This is a genomic window from Reichenbachiella versicolor (genome assembly GCF_003171675.1).
Lineage (GTDB): Bacteria > Bacteroidota > Bacteroidia > Cytophagales > Cyclobacteriaceae > Reichenbachiella > Reichenbachiella versicolor.
Map to the genome: position 1 here is coordinate 291,768 of NZ_QFZQ01000002.1, position 18,917 is coordinate 310,684.

At 34.9% G+C, this 18,917-nt stretch carries 16 protein-coding genes; 3 read left to right on the forward strand and 13 right to left on the reverse strand.

What is annotated here, in order from left to right; translation table 11 throughout:
• Positions 1-3: 3 nt before the first annotated feature.
• Together DKG80_RS06180 and DKG80_RS06185 are read right to left on the reverse strand one after the other, a co-directional pair.
• Positions 4-987 carry a hypothetical protein gene (locus tag DKG80_RS06180; RefSeq protein WP_109830447.1) on the reverse strand — a complete coding sequence of 328 codons (984 nt, stop codon included), beginning with the start codon at positions 985-987 and terminating at the stop codon, positions 4-6.
• 33 nt (positions 988-1,020) lie between these two features.
• Positions 1,021-1,395 (reverse strand): hypothetical protein, encoded by a 375-nt coding sequence (locus DKG80_RS06185; RefSeq protein WP_109830448.1) that lies wholly within the window; start codon positions 1,393-1,395, stop codon positions 1,021-1,023.
• A gap of 258 nt (positions 1,396-1,653) precedes the next feature.
• Between DKG80_RS06185 and DKG80_RS06190 the strand changes: the two genes are divergently transcribed.
• Together DKG80_RS06190 and DKG80_RS06195 are read left to right on the forward strand one after the other, a co-directional pair.
• The gene (locus DKG80_RS06190) at positions 1,654-3,786 is read left to right on the forward strand and encodes a methyl-accepting chemotaxis protein (protein WP_109830449.1); all 2,133 of its coding nucleotides are present in this window, start codon (positions 1,654-1,656) and stop codon (positions 3,784-3,786) included.
• Between the two features lie 55 nt (positions 3,787-3,841).
• Positions 3,842-4,267, forward strand: coding sequence for a DoxX family protein (locus DKG80_RS06195; protein ID WP_109830450.1), 426 nt, complete (start codon positions 3,842-3,844; stop codon positions 4,265-4,267).
• 66 nt (positions 4,268-4,333) lie between these two features.
• Here the strand turns inward: DKG80_RS06195 and DKG80_RS06200 are convergent, their stop codons facing one another.
• The 3 genes from DKG80_RS06200 to apaG form a co-directional block, all read right to left on the reverse strand.
• Positions 4,334-5,260 carry a coiled-coil domain-containing protein gene (locus tag DKG80_RS06200; protein ID WP_109830451.1) on the reverse strand — a complete coding sequence of 309 codons (927 nt, stop codon included), beginning with the start codon at positions 5,258-5,260 and terminating at the stop codon, positions 4,334-4,336.
• Between the two features lie 81 nt (positions 5,261-5,341).
• Positions 5,342-6,049 carry an O-methyltransferase gene (locus DKG80_RS06205; RefSeq protein ID WP_109830452.1) on the reverse strand — a complete coding sequence of 236 codons (708 nt, stop codon included), beginning with the start codon at positions 6,047-6,049 and terminating at the stop codon, positions 5,342-5,344.
• 66 nt (positions 6,050-6,115) lie between these two features.
• Positions 6,116-6,502 carry a Co2+/Mg2+ efflux protein ApaG gene (apaG, locus tag DKG80_RS06210; protein ID WP_109830453.1) on the reverse strand — a complete coding sequence of 129 codons (387 nt, stop codon included), beginning with the start codon at positions 6,500-6,502 and terminating at the stop codon, positions 6,116-6,118.
• 77 nt (positions 6,503-6,579) lie between these two features.
• Between apaG and ung the strand changes: the two genes are divergently transcribed.
• Positions 6,580-7,242: a uracil-DNA glycosylase gene (gene ung / locus DKG80_RS06215; RefSeq protein WP_109830454.1), complete on the forward strand. Its 663-nt coding sequence runs from the start codon at positions 6,580-6,582 to the stop codon at positions 7,240-7,242.
• Here ung and lepB read toward each other — a convergent pair whose 3' ends face one another.
• The 8 genes from lepB to priA form a co-directional block, all read right to left on the reverse strand.
• Positions 7,243-8,334 carry a signal peptidase I gene (gene lepB / locus DKG80_RS06220; RefSeq protein ID WP_109830455.1) on the reverse strand — a complete coding sequence of 364 codons (1,092 nt, stop codon included), beginning with the start codon at positions 8,332-8,334 and terminating at the stop codon, positions 7,243-7,245.
• Between the two features lie 19 nt (positions 8,335-8,353).
• The gene (gene dapB, locus DKG80_RS06225) at positions 8,354-9,067 is read right to left on the reverse strand and encodes a 4-hydroxy-tetrahydrodipicolinate reductase (protein WP_109830456.1); all 714 of its coding nucleotides are present in this window, start codon (positions 9,065-9,067) and stop codon (positions 8,354-8,356) included.
• Positions 9,068-9,071: 4 nt separating this feature from the next.
• A complete protein-coding gene (locus DKG80_RS06230; RefSeq protein WP_109830457.1) occupies positions 9,072-9,662 on the reverse strand; it encodes a DUF5683 domain-containing protein in 591 nt (196 codons plus the stop codon).
• Positions 9,655-10,563, reverse strand: coding sequence for a ParB/RepB/Spo0J family partition protein (locus DKG80_RS06235; RefSeq protein WP_109830458.1), 909 nt, complete (start codon positions 10,561-10,563; stop codon positions 9,655-9,657). Before DKG80_RS06235 ends, DKG80_RS06230 begins: the two co-directional genes overlap by 8 nt.
• A 9-nt stretch (positions 10,564-10,572) precedes the next feature.
• A complete protein-coding gene (locus DKG80_RS06240) occupies positions 10,573-11,355 on the reverse strand; it encodes a ParA family protein (RefSeq protein ID WP_109830459.1) in 783 nt (260 codons plus the stop codon).
• A gap of 228 nt (positions 11,356-11,583) precedes the next feature.
• On the reverse strand, positions 11,584-11,946 hold the full coding sequence (locus DKG80_RS06245) for a hypothetical protein (RefSeq protein ID WP_109830460.1): 363 nt from the start codon (positions 11,944-11,946) through the stop codon (positions 11,584-11,586).
• A gap of 87 nt (positions 11,947-12,033) precedes the next feature.
• The gene (locus DKG80_RS06250) at positions 12,034-16,248 is read right to left on the reverse strand and encodes a CHAT domain-containing protein (protein ID WP_109830461.1); all 4,215 of its coding nucleotides are present in this window, start codon (positions 16,246-16,248) and stop codon (positions 12,034-12,036) included.
• A gap of 146 nt (positions 16,249-16,394) precedes the next feature.
• On the reverse strand, positions 16,395-18,917 hold the full coding sequence (priA, locus tag DKG80_RS06255; RefSeq protein ID WP_109830462.1) for a replication restart helicase PriA: 2,523 nt from the start codon (positions 18,915-18,917) through the stop codon (positions 16,395-16,397).

An 18,917-nucleotide genomic window follows, 5' to 3' on the forward strand; every position in this document is an offset into this window, starting at 1 on the left:
CCCTTATTCACTCATTTCCTCAGTCTTTATTTGTTTAGAAGCATCATGAATTATAGCTTGTAGCTCATCAAAATTGAGATTATACTTTCTATAAATACCATTTTTTTCCAAAAGAAACGCAATCCTTCTTGTTATATGATTCATCTCAGAAATTGACTCTTTCATATGATGAATTAACTCTTCTTTTTCACATTGATCACTACTGAGTTTGAGTAGACTTAATAATCCTTCCAACCTGCACAAAGGTGCACGTAGTAGGTGAGAATTAATATATGAATGCTCAGCCAACAACTTATTTTGTACTCTTAATCTTTCCGCTCTTTGGTATATTTTCTGTTCTAAAATATTATTCAGCATCGACATCTCTAATTGCTCGGCATAAAGGTTTTGATTATCATTCAGCAATCTCTCCTGATATTGCTTTAGTTCTTCAACAAGAGCGTCATTCTTTATTTCACTATTATAAGATTCAACATGATGTAAAATCAATGGGACAACTATCATTACCAAAGCATAAGCGTATGATAATACCTCTATTAGAGTCCCAGAAAAAATACTTAATCCATCTAACTGGATTAATATTGTTTGATTCAGTGCAGGCTGAATTCCTAGAAGGATTGTACCTATCAAACCTGATAAAATCAGAAAAAACTTATCCTTAAAATCGAATATCGTTACTAATATCAACAACATTCCAAACTGACTCAGATACAACGGAGCTATAATAGCATCATTGTCCCCCACCATCGAAGCATGAAAAATAGAATTGAAAACTATAGGAACAAGACCAATGCAAAGCCTACCTACTATTGATGATTTTATCTTAATTAAAAAAACTCCAAAAATATTAAAAATGGCAGCGACGATAGGATACCATCCTAACGAGCTTTGGTAATTGATTAGAAAAACACCTCCAAATAAAAACCCTACAGTAGCAGTTACAAAAGCAAGTTTAATGGCTACACTATCTTTTTGTGAGATATTCATTGCTAACAATCTTTGATTAAAGTGGCAAAATTTTTACGCTGGAATCAATAGATCCTTCCTATTCTTCACAATCCTAGATTCTAATCCAAAAAATTCTAACATAACTCGAGCTGCTCCTCGAATTAAAATTTTAGGAGAAATAACAACAACATCAATAATTCGTACTTTGAATATCTTAAGATGGTCATACCATATCTTGCGAGCTTCTATATCAAACCCTGACATGTAAGTACAGTCCCATACCAATGAATAGGTCATTTCTGGATATTTTTCAAAAACCTTGAACCAAACCTTGGCTGCGTCTTTACTACTTTGCAAATCCAGATGACCAATAAATTTGAATTCCAAATGGTTAAGTCCCATTTCTTTGGCCATTCTAATAACCACTTTATCCGAGTCGTAGATCATAATTCATCGATTTTCAACTCAAAACACTGCTATTATTAATTTAATAATTATCAAGCAAAAAACCTCATAATCAGAGAAATGCATTATCCCTTAACTACTCTGTCTAAGATTTTCTTTTACTAATTCCTAAATGAAACAACATCGATTTCAACGAAGTGATCTAAACAATCACTTTTCCTTATTAATTTACGCTTATATAAGAGCGTTTCGCTATCAATTCTAGCTCCCATCCAGAGTTATCACCACTTTGTATTTATTATGCTTATTCAAAAAATTAAAAACCTTGACCTAAACTTGAAACTCGCACTAGGCCCAGTATTGTTTTTACTATTGGCTATAGCAAACTACTTTGTTATCAATAGGCATCAACAAAATCAAAGAGAAGATGCTGCAGTGGTAGATGTAGCAGGAAGACAAAGAATGCTCTCGCAAAGAATTGGTCTGTTTGCTGAACAAATAGCAAAAGGAAACTTCAAGGCCAAAAAGCCACTGAAAGCTGCTATAAACCTTTGCGACTCTTCTTTAAAAGCACTAAAAAAAGGAGGCAAAGCTCCTGGCATGAATGTAGAATCCAACCTTCCTCCTACTCACCCTGAAATCCTTCCAACTTTAAAAGAGGCTGAAATTTTATGGATTAACTATAAAATGAATGCTGAAGTTTTATTGAACCAAACCAATCAAGATACTTTACTTGATAATGCCTCTCAAGCTATTAGCTTTATTGAAAGAAACTCAACTCCAATGTTGAAAAAATTCAATGCATTGGTCCAAAAATATGTACAGGAAAGTAAGGCAAAACAAAATAAACTCAATACGCTTCTTCCTGTACTATTGCTGATAAACTTACTCATAGTAGTCATAGCAGTTTCCTTAAATAGTTATTTAGTTTCCAGACCAGTGCATAAAATGGACAGCTACATTAGTCAATTATCTCTAGGCAAGCTTAATGTAAACCTCACCTATCATAGTCATGACATTATTGGTAAAGCATTACAAAAGCTTGAACAGTTAGACAAAAACCTATTGAAGGCTACTCGTTTTGCAGATAAAGTATCAAAAGGGGATCTAGATACAGAATTCGAGCTACTCAGCAAGGATGATGAGCTTGGCAAATCACTTATAACTCTTCAAAATAACTTAAAGTATTTTGTAGATGAAACTGAAGAAGTCGTTTCATTGGCTGGAAGAAAAGGATTGCTAGATTCTAGAATTGGACTTGAACAAAAAGAAGGAGCATGGAAAATTCTTGGAGAAGCTATTAACAGACTGCTTCAAAATATATCAAAACAGTTAAAAGATGTAAACGATGTGGTAACGTCAGTAGCATATGGAGACCTCTTTTCTAGATACAATGGAGATGCTCAAGGAGATATAGAAACACTCACAAGATCTCTTAATCAGTCTCTTGACAATATGAAACAGTTAATGGTTCATATCAAGAAGAATGCACTCAATATGGAAAACCAAGCTCAAGAAATGTCGGTTTTTTCTGAAGAAATGGGAGCAGCAATGGGTGAAATATCTTCTGCTACTACAGAAATGAGTCAAGGAGCTCAAACTCAAGTTGAAAAAATTGATATGGCATCTAATAAAATTGAAGCTATTCTAAAGTCCTCAACCGAAATGGGGGAACACTCGGAGGAAATTAACTCTGCTGCTCAACAAGGCGTAAATAACAGCACAAAAGGTGGAGAAATTGTATCTAACTTGGTGAATATTATAGAAGTTATTTCGGACTCTTCTAAAAAAACAACAGAATCAATGGGGATCTTATCTAATAGATCTCAAGAAATTAGTAGAGTGCTAGGCGTTATCACAGAAATAGCTGCTCAGACCAATTTACTTGCCTTGAATGCTGCTATTGAGGCGGCACAAGCTGGTGACGCTGGAAGAGGCTTTGCTGTAGTAGCGGAAGAAATAAGAAAATTAGCAGAAGACTCACGAAACAGTGCCAAAGAAATAGAAGATCTAGTTGCTGATGTTCATACTGACACTAAGTCTACTCAACAACTCATGACTACTATGAATAAAGGTGTTGAAAAAGGTGTTACAGCCTCAATGGAGGTTTCTTCATTTTTTAAACAGATTAATACTTCTTCACACACTACCTTAAACCTCTCTGAAAAAATTCTAGATGCGACCAAAATTCAGACTGAAAACATTAATGATATGGTAGTAATCACAGAAAACGTAATAGTCATCTCTGAAGAAACTGCTGCCGGTTCTGAAGAGACTGTGAGTGCCGCTGAATTATTGAATGAAGGTATATCACAATTCAAAAACAAGATTTCAGAACTTGGGTTAGTTGCAGAGGAATTAAAAAATGGAGTAGATCAGTTCAATCTAGAGAACAAAGCAAACATGGAAAATCAAAATTCTGCGAATATCTGAACTAAGTCATTTTAAAAACTGTTAAATTAAAAAGGTATTACAGTCCAAGCTAACTATGAATAGACGTAACAGAATACTAAGAACCTTGCCTAAATACATAGTTGCGGGAATTCTTCTTCAGACTCTTTGGTTTAAATTTGGTATTGGGGGTGAAGATGCTTTAAACGAATCTAAACAACTATTTTCTTCATTGACCATAGCCATATTTGGTAATAGCAATCTAGAGCCTTTGTTTAGAATAGGTACTGGAGTAGTTGAATTGTTAGCTTCAATACTAATAATCCTGCCTAAAAGGTCTCTAATAGGAGCACTTCTTGCCTCCGGAGTCATGCTTGGGGCTCTAATTTCTCATGTATTTTTTATAGGCATATCGGTAGATGGAGATGGCGGCATTTTAATGTTCCTTGCTACAATTGTCCTTTTATCTTCTGTTAAAATCATTTGGGACGAACAGGAAGCATTTTCCAAAATACTGCCATAGTTAAAAGATTAGAAAAATAAGTGGTCGCAATTTGCAGCCCCTTATTTTTTGATACCTTCAAAATACCTATTTGACATCAAAAGTTCCTGATCCCATTTTATAGCTATCTGTATATACATCTACTTGATAAGTACCCTGAGCATAATCCGAACCTTTATTATACAAATAGACTAATAGCTGTCCTTTTCGATCGTAAAGAATTTCTTTCTTAGCTGTATAGAACTCTTCTCTCCCCTCAAACATAAATGTTCCTGACCCTGTAGTCACATCAAAGATAACGTTACCATCTGGAGCTGTTATTTTAACCAATATCTCCTTTCCTTCAATAGGTGCTACCTTATTTTCAATAATATCAAAACTAATCTTGAGATCGTTGATATGACGATTTCTAAATGGACTTTCACGTTCCTTTCCATTAGAGTTTACAGCTAAAATAGACATCCCTTTAATTTTTAATCTCGATGCCAAAGCCACTTTGCTCTCCAAATCTTTTTTTCTGCTATTCAGCTCTCTAATTGATTCGTTTAACTCATTCTTCTCATTTTTAAGCCCAGTATTCTCAACTAACAATTCCTCATTGGCTTTTTTTAATCTAGCTATCTCTTCATCCTGAGCAACAAGTAATTCTTTATAACCGCTTACCTTAGATTTAAGGTCATTAATCTGCCTATAAGCTCTTTTTCTAAACTGCCTCTTTTCTTCCTCAAGTTGATTTTTAATTGCAATTAAAGTATCAATTTCACCTCCTAACTGAGCAATTTTCAAAATCCTGTTATCTAACTCTGTACTCATGGAGTCTAGTTGACTATATGCCTGATCTAATTGTGCCTGAGTTAGTTCATTTTTGTTCTCAAACTCATTAGACCTCATCAATATGTAAACAAACGCGCCTACAACTAATGAAACAACGATAAGTACATATATAATAATTAGGGTTTTGTTCGGCTTTTTCTCAACTGGGAAACCGTTTTCAACTTTATTCTTTTCTTCCATAGTCTCTAAAAATAGCAAAAATATGCTTTTAAAGGACTTTGCCAAGCTTGAGGGAATGACTTTACTGTTAACTTAAAAAGACTAAAAATTAAGTACATAGGGATAATTAGTATCCCTAGTAAAATGTCGGAGTAATATCCCTCTATTATAATTTTCAGTTGACACAAACTCAGAATCCTTTCTAATCGATTTCCAAGCCATAGACATTCCTCTAGACCAATTAATGTCATCAAAAACTATTGTACCCTCTGCTGTCAAATGATTCTTAGCCCAATTAAAGTATCTTAAAGTAGCCTCATAGGTATGATTAGCATCTATGTATATTAAATCAAACGCTTGATTTATTTCTGGCATTTTTTCGTCAATATCACCTAACATAGATTTTATTTTAGGGAAAGACCTAAAAGTACCCTTGGCAATTCTTGTAAGACCTTCGTCAGCTTCAATAGTCACAACAGACTCTACAGAAGCGGGTTTGGCTAAATATAACGTATTTACGCCCAATGAAGTCCCGAGTTCCAATACGGTTTTATATTGAAAAAATTCAATCAACCTTAGTATCAACAAAGAATCAGATGCTTCTGATATACCTTTCCTAGCTATATTAGCAATTTTCCGAGGATCTGACAAGGTTGATTTTTCGCCTATTGAATCTCCTTCTAAAAAGCCCTCTGATTCCAAAAAATGAGCCCTAATCATCTCAAATTCATCAACAGATTGACTTTTACTTTTTAATACTTGAAGATAAAATGAGGATAGTTTACTGCTTTGGATTCCATAATTATCCATGCGATAAAGCCAATAAACTACATATCGGTATATCCGAAATAGGGCTAATCTAGTTGAAAACACTTTTTAGTTCTGACGATCAGGAACAATCATTGTAAACTCTGGAATTTGCACTTCTATCATTTTCCCATCAATAATTCTCTCCATTTGATAGGTTCCAAACATCTTACCTATCCCACTTTTTAAATTACAACCTGAAACGTAAACATGTTCTTGGCCCGGCTCTATAATAGGCTGTTGACCAACTACACCTTTGCCCTCTACCTCTCTTTCAAGATAGGCTGCATCTTTGATGAACCAATGCCTGCGTTTGAGTTGTATTGTATTATCGCTCTCATTTTCAATAATAACTTTGTAAGTAAATACATAGTGGTATTGTCTGGGACTAGAATATTTTGGTTGATATTCTGTCTCAACACTAATCTTAATACCTTTTGTTTTTTGCGTTACCATTTTCTTTCCATGAAAGTGTGCAATCGAGTTCAAATACTCTAGAACAAGTAAGCGAAATTATTTTACTTTGAAAAATTATGAATGTAAAAATTGAACCGAGCTGGAAAACTTTACTTTCAGCAGAATTTGATAAATCATACTTTCGACAATTAGCTGAATTCGTTAAATCTGAATATCGAACAAATTCTGTATACCCTCCTGGAAATAAGATATTTGCCGCTTTTGATCACTCCTCTTTTGACAATACTAGAGTTGTAATAATTGGTCAAGATCCTTATCATGGCGTAAATCAAGCTAATGGATTATGCTTCTCGGTTCAAGATGACATGAGGATCCCTCCTTCATTGGTTAATATCTTCAAAGAAATTAAAGATGATCTCAACATTCCAATACCTCCATCAGGTAACTTAGAAAGATGGGCTAAACAAGGTGTTCTGTTGTTAAATGCAACTTTAACTGTTAGAGCCAGTCAAGCGGGTTCACACCAAAATAAGGGATGGGAAGAATTTACTGATGCAGTCATTACTAATCTATCTCAAAAAAAAGAGAATATTATATTCTTGTTATGGGGAGCATACGCACAAAAAAAAGGAGCAATCATAGATCGCTCCAAACATTATGTCTTAGAATCAGCACACCCTTCTCCTTTCGCTGCTCATCGTGGCTTTTTTGGCAATAAACACTTCAGCAAAACAAATGAATATCTTACCAGCAAAGGGCTGAAACCTATTCAATGGTGACTATCTAATAATATTAAATAGTCTAGACCATCTTATTTTGGATAATAAACCGCCATTTGGATCCATAGACATCCAAATAAAAGCAGCTTCACCCACTACATGATCTTCAGGAACAAAACCCCAAAACCTAGAATCCTCGGAATTATGTCTATTATCCCCCATCATGAAATAGTAATTCTGACTAAATGTGTGTTCAGTCATTAACTTTCCTTCTTGATATAACTGAAAGTCTTTCATTTCTACATTGTCAAGACCTTCATAGTCTCTAATGGTAGAGCCATACTTTGCTACCATCATAGAATCAAGTGTTATAGTCAAACCTTCACCAGGAATAACTAAAGGGCCATAAAAATCTGCATTCCATTCATAAATAGATGCATCTGGAAATATTCGCCTATTAACATAACCTTCAGGTTCTTTATATTTCACAACATCTTGTACAAATGCTAAACTTTTAAGTTTCATTGCATCTTCAGGCCTTGCATGCACAAAATACCCACCCTGTATTCTATTAATATCCCAAATATTATTCTTCCTAAAAACTCTTTCGTTAATTGTCTTTTCAGTTACAATTTGATAGCCAAACTGCCTATTCTTAGGAGATTCTCCAAGTTTTCCATTGATATAAACTTCCGAATCAACCACTGTAAGTGTATCTCCAGGTACAGCTACACATCTTTTGATATAGTGAGTTTTTAGATCTGCAGGATGCTCAAATTCTGGTGGGTAATTAAAAACGACCACATCATTTCTTTCAACATCATCTAACCCAGGAAGTCTAAACATTGGAAATTGAATAGCATCCGTATACGAAGGTATAGCTGCCAGTGGCCCCCATAGTTTAGCATGAGTTAAAGGAACTTGAAGTGGTGTCTTTGGTGTTCTAGGTCCGTAATTAATCTTACTGACGAAAAGATAATCTCCCACTAATAAAGAATTTTCCATAGAAGGAGTAGGAATAACATACGCTTCCATAAACGCCCATCTAATCAAAGTTGCTGCCACCACCGCAAAAACAATGGCGTCAACCCATTCTTTAACAGGGCCTTTCTTCTTTATTTCTTTCTTTTTTTTAAACGGATTCAAATTCATTTCTCAATGAAAGTTTAAGTTAGAATTTAAGTAAATCATCCATAGAATATACTCCAGCCTTTCCTGCTAAGAATTCAGCCGCTAATACAGCACCCAATGCAAACCCTTTACGATTATGTGCTATATGCTCTATTCTAATTTTATCAATTTCTGATTCGTATTCAATGATATGAGTTCCTGGAACGTTCTCTGTTCTCTCAGATATAATGCTAATATCACTAGCGTTGGTTGCTTTAGAATTAACCCAACCAGATTTATCTGATAACCCTTCTATCATACCTTCAGCCAAAGTAATTGCTGTACCACTGGGAGAATCAAGTTTCTGTGTATGATGAACTTCTACCATACCAGTTTCATACCCTCTACCATTCATCATTTTCGCAAGGATTTTATTTAACTGAAAGAAAATATTTACCCCTAAGCTATAATTTGACGCATAGAAAAAACCAGTTTTGTTAACTGTGCAATAGTTTTCTACTTCCTTAAAATTATCCAACCATCCGGTACTTCCTGAAACTACTGGTACGCCGTTTTTTAAACATGACATGATATTACTGAAAGCAGCCTCTGGCGCTGTAAATTCAATAGCTACGTCAGTGGTTTCTGTAGTAATCTTATTTAAGTCTTCAGGATTATCAATACTGATAGCAAATGGAACAGAATGCCCCCTTTCAATCAATACTTTCTCTATGGCTTGCCCCATCTTACCATAGCCTATTAAAGCTACTCTCATATGTCTATTTATTTAAATTCAATGTTAAAGAAAGGCCTAAATTTCGCCTGGCAAATTGTGAGTTATCCTCATATGCTGGTGATAGAGATAAATCATCATTGATCTCAAACTCACTTAAATGCGCCGCAACATGTGCATCTACAATATTCAACACATAGTAAACACAACCAATGATAATTAGAAAGTCTCGATCCCTCTTAAATTTCTCAGCATTATATTGAAGTCTATCTATATCAAATCTTGCATAGTTTTCAGGTACATCTCCTCCGTCACGTCTAGCGATGTAAGCATTTCGAAAACCATTGTAAAAATCATGATTGTATTTAATGTAGTGACCTATAAGAATCGCTCCTCCATATAGTATTGGGAGCTTCCAATATTGTTTATTATAAATCTGTCCGAGGCCTGGAATTACTGCAGAATAAAGAGCTGCTCGATTTGGATCTAATTTAGACTTACTTTGAAATGTTTCTATTTGAGGAAAACTATTTAAAGCTGAATCTAACTGAACGAAACTCTTTTCCTGTCCCCAAGAAAAATGACCTATCGAAAGCAGTAAGAAAACAATACTCGAATTAACTAAATTATTACGCATCTATGATTTCCAAAATCCTGTTTAATTCTGAAACAGAATCAAATGGTATTTTGATTTCTCCTTTGTTATTATCTTTCGTAGCGACTCTGATACGCGCTCCGAAATGCGAAGTTAATCTTTCTTGTACTTTTAATATTTCTCTATCCTCCTCTTTATTTGAAGGTTTTTTTTCTACTTCATCAGGAAAATTAGCTTGCTTTACCAATGCCTCAACTTTTCGAACAGATAACTCTTCAGCTAAAGTCCTCTTTAAAATATCTAACTGGACAGCTGTATCCTCTACATTTACTAAGGCTCGTGCATGCCCCATAGATATTTTACCATCTCTTACAGCTGCTTGAATATCCGGAGGAAGTTTTAACAGTCTTAAATAGTTATTAACAGTTGTTCTGTCTTTTCCTACTCTTTCACCCAGCTGCTCTTGTTTTAGATCACACTCGGTTAGCAGTCTTTGATAACTCAAAGCCACTTCCATAGCATTTAAGTCTTGGCGCTGAATATTTTCAATTATAGCCATCTCCAGCATTTGCTGGTCATCAGCTGTACGTATGTATGCAGGAACCTTTTTAAGTCCAGCTAACTTACTTGCTTGAAATCGTCTCTCTCCAGAAATTAACTGATAAGAATTATTATTCAACTTACGAAGAGTAATTGGCTGAATAATACCTTGAACTCTGATCGATTCGGATAATTCTTCCAGTGCTTTTTGATCAAAGTCAGTCCTAGGTTGAAATGGATTAACTTCTATTTGATCCAGTGGAATTTCTGATATACTACCTGCAGATGCTCCTCGTTCTCTGAGGGGCTTTTTAGGGGCAGTTGCTGCTTCATTACCAGAGTCATCTAGTAATGCTCCTAATCCTCTACCTAATGCGTTTCTTTTTGTAGGTTTCTTCGCCATCTATTCTGCTTACTCTACTTCTTCTACCAATTCATTCTTCGCTATAATTTCATGCGCCAAATTAAGATAGCTAATAGCACCTTTACTTTCTGCATCATGAGCAATAGCCGGAAGACCAAAACTTGGAGATTCACTCAATTTGATATTTCTAGGAATTAAAGTATCAAAAACCATTGATTTGAAGTGAGTAGTAACTTCATCTACCACTTGGTTTGAAAGTCTTAATCTCATGTCATACATGGTCAATAAAATCCCTTCTATTTCCAATTCTGGATTTAATCTTGACTGAATAATTTTGATAGTATTAAGCAGTTTCCCTAAACCTTCTAGTGCAAAGTATTCACACTGCACTGGAATAATTACTGAATCGGAAGCAGTCAAAGCATTAATTGTAATCAAACCTAAAGATGGAGAACAATCGATTATAATAAAATCATAATCCTCACGAAGACCATCTAATACTTTCTTCATTTTTTGCTCTCTCTCATCATAATCAACGAGTTCAACTTCAGCACCAACCAAATCAATATGAGAAGGCAATAAATCCAAGTATTCTATATCAGATTTGACAATGCAATCATATGGATCTATATCGTCAACCATACATTCATAGATACCTGCCTCTACTTGCTTGGGATCCTCCCCTATACCAGAAGTGGCATTGGCCTGTGGATCGGCATCTACTATCAAGGTTTTGTATTCTAAAGCTGCTAAACTAGCTGCTAAATTTATTGAAGAGGTTGTCTTCCCTACACCACCTTTTTGATTCGCAATTGAAATTATTTTACCCATAGAGCTTGGTTATTTTCTTTGACACGTAGAATATCCAAAATCCTCAGATTTTGACCTTGGCAAATATAATTTTCGTTTATTCATAATTAATAGGCACCATTAGAAACTTGTCCACATAAAAATGTTGATAAACTCGTATCTATCTGAATTTCAACACCTCTAGAAAACAATAAAAACTCCATTAATCCAATCCATGAAGTCCTTATTCTTAACATTAATTATTAGCCTTTAGATTTTAGGCAGTTCAGTTCTCATTCTATTCAGAAATGGGTTGAGTTCCTTTGGCTCTACCCCCACTATTATTGCCAGTTTTTTCTTTTGCCCTTTCCAAAAATCAGACTTTGTTTTTTTAAAGTCTTCTTCATTAATAAAACCTCCCTCTTTATTCTTCTTTACTATTAAACCAAATTCGCTGTATTCACTGAACTTATATTTATATACAGCGGACTTTTGCTCTTCTGTTAACATAAATTCTTGAGCTGCTTGCGTAGCATAATAGGTAGCTTTCTTTTCTTTCCACCCTTGTTCAGCAACAACTACTTTAAGAGCAGAAATAACAAGAAAGCTTAACAATAATAGTTTTTTAATCATCTGTTTTATTACGTTGAAACATGAAGCATTTTATGTACAGAAAAGTTAATAAACTAGACATTTTAAGATTAGATAAATATTAATTAGTTACTCTAAACCAATCATTATGAATGGACCCCAAAAAATAGGGTCTTTATATTCATCTCGTATTTCTTTTTTTGCTTCTATAAAAGACGCTCTTTTATTACCTGAAACTAACCATTTAGAATAAAAGCTTACCATAAGTTTTTGAGTAGCCTCATCTGAAACTTTAAAAAGAGACATAATAATTGTTCTTGCTCCTGCAACTAAAAAAGCCCTTTGCAAACCATAAACCCCTTCACCAGCTTCAATTTCGCCAAGACCTGTTTCACAAGCCGATAAAACGACAAGATCAGTTTTATCAAGATTGAGATTCATACCTTCATATGCTGTTAAAATCCCATCATCCATATTGAAGTTATTCGTCGTTTGATTCAAAATATCTCCAGCTCCAGCCATCAATAAACCAGTTTTCAATAAAGGGTTTTGAGCAGCTAGATTTTCATTCATTGCAATTTCTTCAGATGATAAATCGGAATTCGGCTGAAAAAAACCATGTGTCGCAATATGAAAGACTTTAGGGTTATCCATTTCTTTTATTGCCTTTTCAGTTGCAGTCTTTTCCATATGGTTTTCAATTACCCAACCATCATTTCTAAAAAGAGTCTTCAAGGTATTTACTTCAACAGCTGTCCCCGGCAAATTGCCTATGACCTCAGGATTACCTCCTCGATGGGTAGCTCTGCCCACCCATCTACCTGGATTAGATTTAACATAGTAGGTCGGGTCTCCAAACATCTCTACAGTATTCGCATCCTGTACTAAATATTCTTTCTGTTTGTCAAGATACAGATCCTTTGTATTGCTGATTAATATAATATTTGAATTGTCTAGAACATATGAACCGTCTTCAACCTTGATTGCCTCTAGATTAATCTGATTATAAACACCGTCCGCTGACAAATAAATATTTCCAGGATTACCAATTACGTCTTGTATGGGCTTCCAAAAATTCTCGTATGATTTAGGATCGTCAATTCTGAACTTGATGCTATTTCTATAATATTTCAAGTATTTCTTCTCAAGATCTTTACCATTTTTAAGTAAAATCAGACCTGGAGTACTTTTCTTTTCATTCGTCACATATAAGACGGCATACATAATGGAATCAGTAGAGAATTTATGATTAAATACTCTAAAACGTATCATTTCAAGTGCTACTTCATCATCGACCAGCGAACTTTGTACGTCTTTCCAAGTAACCACTTCTTGATCAAAACCTGAGCTAAAGTCTTCAGACTTTTGAGAAAGTTGTTTTTCTATATTTTCGACATCTTCAGAAAGCTTTTTCCCGTCAATTCCTGCTTGAAGCATTTGCTCACTACTCATAGACAAAACGTAGGTTAAGAGCTCTTTCTTAGCCTCCCAGTCATTATACAAACCAATCATCTCTTCATCCCCGGAAGATATAATTCTTTGTTTTATTTTGATTGATGAGCTTAGCAACAATGCTTTTGTTAATAGTGCGTTATTGTAAAGCGTTCCTATAAGTTCATTATTCTTTCTATTGTAGTTAATAACTAACGTATTATAGAATTCATAATCAGACTTTATAGTATTCCAAAATTTAGCCTTTTCTCGTTCCGATAATGCCGGAAAATAATCTTTGATAAAAACAGAATAATTAGCAAGAGCCTCTTCTAAAACATCCTGAGAATGTTTGATATCCCCTTGCATAAAATATGTCTTACTTAACTTAGAAAGCACTTTAACATACTCTGGGTGATTATCATTAAAAATATCTACATATAATTTTTTAGCGTTCCCATAATACTTTTCTGCCTCGTCATAATTCTTTTGATTGTAATATATATCGCCCTTCAATACATTAATAGTTGCGGCATTTACGTTATTTCGACGACCGATTTTAGCACTCCATATCCCTCCTGCTTTATCAAGTAACCTAAAGGCTTCATTGTAATTCTCCTCTGCGATATATACAATGGCCAAATTCTTAAGAACTTCTGCATAGTAAGGATTACTACCTCCTAGTTTTCTACCAATAATTTTTTCTGCTCTTAAAAAAGTTTCTTCTACTTGATCAGTAGGAGTATTATTGTAAAACTGCACGAGTGCCAAATCAGAAAGTGCTCTAGCAACGTCAATATGATCTCTACCAAACTGCTTCTCTCTAATCTCTACTACTTTTTCTAGTTTTTCTATAGCAATATCATAATCACCAATGAAAGTATTAATCTTAGCAGAAGTAAGCATTGCGGGAGTGATTTTAGATGACTCATCTCCAAAAATACCTAACATGATTTTATAAGCTTTATCAGCCAATTCTTCAGCTTTAGTATAATCACCAAGGATCATTTTCACCCTTGATTTGAGAATCAATGGGTCGTTTAAGTGTCTACTCTTTTCTCCAAACTGACGTGTCTTTTTTTCAAGATCATCCTCAATAAGTTCTTCCGCCTCTCTGTAACGACCAATATCTAAAAAAACTTCTGCTAATTCATCATCAATGTCTATACCCGAGGTTTTCACAGTTTGAATTCCTTTGGATTGAATTTTTTCAGATTTATTCATATTTGTTTCAGCCTCATCATATTCTCCTTTAATTGCCAAAAGTGTAGCTTCTGTTATCAAAGTCTGAGCTAAATAGCCTTGGGTACCTTCTACATCAGAATCTTTCAATATTTCAATAGCCTTCAATATGTTATCTTCTGCTTCATCATATCTCCCGATCTTATATTGCAGGTTAGCTATTCTATCTAGTTCAATTGCATATTCCGGATCTTTATCGTCATATTTCCTTCTGGACGCTTCTAAAGCGATATCGAGAATATCAGAAGCTTTTTTATATTCATCATTTTCTTGATAGTAAACAGCAATATGATCCAATACGTCTACATAGTCTAAGTGCCCTTCTGTGATCTCCTTACTAACAACCTTTTCCCAACTGTTGTTATAGATATCAATGGCTTCATCGAATTTCTCAGTATAGTCCACATAATAATTAGCCAAGTGAACCATACTCATCTGATATTCAGGAGACTCTTCCCCATAGAGAATCTCTTTAATATTCAGAATTTCATTTATGTATTTTCCTATATTATCCGGACGTCCATTTATTGCCGCGATTTTAGAAGCAAATTCAAGTAAATCAATTCTCATCCTATGATTCTCCGGAATGACTGATTCTTCTCCCAAAATCTCAGCTACTTCATCTTCCAGACCTTTATCTTTTCCGCCCATTAAAACATCATAATTAAGAGTAGCTAACAACAGAGAATAGATGCTCTTCTTGCCAAACTCACTCATAATACTCTTACGAAACACCTCTTTAGCCTCTCTTATTTTAGCATCTTTCCCCGCCTTCACATAGCCCTTAATGAGTCTATTTTTGATTGCTACACTTACATGATGTGATAGTGCATAATTATTGATAATCAATCTATCTGCGTCTTCATATCCTTTTACCACCGCTTCAATATCCATACCATTTTCTTCAAGCATGAGCGTATTATAGTAAAGGTTTTCACTGTATAGGATATCAGACTTTTTCAAGTTATCCTTTATCCATAAAGTATTTTGAACAAAGTACTTATCAGCGTTCAGATAGTCACCCATCCTACGGTATGCATCTGCTTTGAACAAGATCATCCGAGCATATTCTCGTTTTCTTTCTCTTACAATTCTTCTCTTGCCTTCTTCATCTTTTGAACGAGTAGCATAATAATCTAACCTTGAATCAATTAATTCAATTGCCTGTCTATAAAACCCTCTTCCTACAAGGATTTCAGCTGTTAGCACATCCATAGCTGCAGCTAAATCGTCGTTCATTCCCGTTCCTACCAGAATTGGACGAGCTTCATCTACATATTTCAAGGCAGTGACATAATCTCCATAAAGATTCATTACTTCAGCAGACTGCTTCAAGAGCAAAGCATGAACTTCACTTTCATTCCCGTTTAGCTCTCTACTAAGACTAAGGCCTTCTTGAACAGAGGTATGTACATTGTCCAGTATACCTAGAGCCACATCGTATTGAGCTTCTCGAATTTTTGCAATAGGAATAAAGTCATTTTTCTCTCCAAGTTTTTTGGTCGAAGACTTTTTGATTGTTTCTATTTCAGATCTAGCTTTCGAATAATCACCATGATCATAATATTCATCTGCTTTTTCAAGCTTCTTATCATATTTAGTTTGAGCTTGAACATAGAATGTTGTAATTAGGGGTAATACTAATATTAGAGTGATTTTTGCAATTTTCATCTTTGAGAGATTAATACAGAATATTGGGGTTTGAAGTTAAAAAGCCATCGAGTTAAATACAATTCAACTACTTCTTACAAGTTTAAAGATGTATAAAAATCAATTGGCATCAAACTATTAACGATCGATGTATCAGGCAGATTGCATCACACTGGATCAACATCAAAGGCTACTCTTAGGGACTTATAGATATTCTTCTCTTTTAACTCTAGGCTTTTACGAAAAATGAGCTCCTTAACCTTGGGAATACTCACACCTTGCCTTTCAATCTTAATAATAGTTTCTTCCAAGAATAAATTTCTAATCCTCGAAATCATAGGTTGCTGAGGGCCTAGTACTCGCTTTTCACCTAACTCAGCTAATAAGGTAGTCGTCAAAGCTCTTGCCGCTTGATTCACTATATTTTGATCCTTATGTTTCATTATTATTCGGATCATCCTATAGAATGGTGGATATCTAAACCTCTCTCGTTCAAGAATTTCACCTTGATAAAAGGCTCTATAATCATCTGTTATAATCTGAGAAAGCAACATTCCTTGTGGATCACTGGTCTGTAAAACTACTTCTCCGTCTGACTTTCTTCCTGATCGTCCAGCAACTTGAGTAATCAACTGGTAGGCTCTTTCATGAGATCTAAAATCTGGGAAATGCACTATTCTATCATAATCAAATATCCCCACCAAGGTTACTTTGTCAAAGTCTAGGCCTTTACTAATCATCTGAGTACCCACAAGAATATCTGTATCCCCATTCTCAAACCTATCAATTATCGTTTGGTACCCGTGTTTACTTCGAGTAGTATCTTGATCCATTCGTTGAATCCTTGCCTCTGGAAATATTAGCTTCAAGTCTTCTTCAAGCTTTTCCGTTCCAAAACCAACTGTTTTAATGGCTGTGGAACCACAAGCTTCACATACTGAAGGCATTGATTCTTTATGTCCACAATAATGACAAATCAACAAGTGTGAATTCATGTGATAAGTCAAACTCACATCACAATTTTGACATTTAGGAACATGACTACAATCTCCACAAATTAAATAGGGAGAATACCCTCGTCTATTTTGGAATAGTATGACTTGCTCATTTTTATCAAGTCTATTCTCTATTTGCTCTAGTAATTCTGGGGTAAAATCGCCCTTCATCCGTTTGTTTTTGGATGCTGTAAGGGTATTAGCTAACAAATAATTAGGAAGGCTAAAATTCTCATGACGCTTGGTCAACTCGATTAATTCATACTTTCCTTCTAACGCCTGATAGTAAGTATCGATAGCAGGGGTAGCAGTTCCCATTAGTACCTTGGCACCATGTAATCGAGATAACCACAATGCACAATCACGTGCGTTAAACCTTGGCGCTGGGTCATACTGCTTGAATGAAGAATCATGTTCTTCATCTATAATAATCAAACTAAGATCATTAAAGGGTAAGAAAACAGAAGACCTTACACCAGCCACAAATTGCAAATTCCCTTGCTTGACTTGATTCCATATCTCAACCCTTTCGTTGTCAGAATAACGTGAATGGTACACTCCTACGTCAGCCCCAAAAACTTTTATCAACCGCTTAACAATCTGAGTGGTGAGTGCTATCTCTGGTAGAAGGTAAAGTACCTGTCCTCCACTTTCCAGTGCTTTTTGAATAGCATCTATGTATATTTCGGTTTTTCCGCTTCCAGTCACTCCGTGTAAAAGTACTGGCTTTCCTTTCTCAAAAGCCGATTGTATTTGATTAACAGCATCGAGTTGAATATTGGAAAGTTCTTTAGCTATTTCAAGCTTTATTTCATTAGTTTGAATCCTCGGAACTACTTTTTCGATTTCTTCAAAGTACCCATTTTTTATCAGTGTTTTAAGAGAAGATGATGACAAACCTGCGTCTATAATCTCTGACTTAGGAACATCATACTTCTTATCTAAATCATTCTGATCCATCCCAATGATGCTCAAATACTTAAGAAGAATATCAAATTGCTTTTGCTTCTTTTCTAAAATAGAAAAAAGCTCTTCTAGCGATTCACGACTTCTAAATTGATCCTTTATACAGATATACTTTACAGTCTTAGGCGTATACTTGTCTTTGACTTTCTCAAACACCAATATCGAATCCTTTTGAATCAAAGATTTAATAACTGGATGTATAAGTTTTATCCCCAGTAAACTGGATACATCTTCAAAAGACATCCTCTCTGAAGCTTTCAATGCTTCGAGAACTGTTAATTCTCGCTCTGAAAAGTCATCTACCGACCAATCTTGAGATGATATAGGGTTAAGCTGAATATAAGACTCACTGGAAATCTTCAATCCACTTGGAAGAGCCGCGTTGAGTACTTCTCCTACTGTGCACATATAATACTCAGCAATCCATTGGATAAACTTTAGCTGAAACTCGTTAAACGCTGGACTCTCGTCCATAACATCTAAGATATACTTTGCCTCGTATACAGTAGGAGCTATTTCATGTATTTGCCTTACAATTCCTGTAAGAACTTTTGATTTTCCAAATTGGACAATGACTCTACTACCTATTTGAACTTCGCGAATTAATTCTTGAGGAATCCTATAGGTATAAGCATTTGAAAGAGGAATAGGTAAAATGACATCAGCGAAATAAGTGACTCGCTCTTCAAAGTTCTTTTGCAAGTCACTATTTAACTCTAGCTGTGCCAA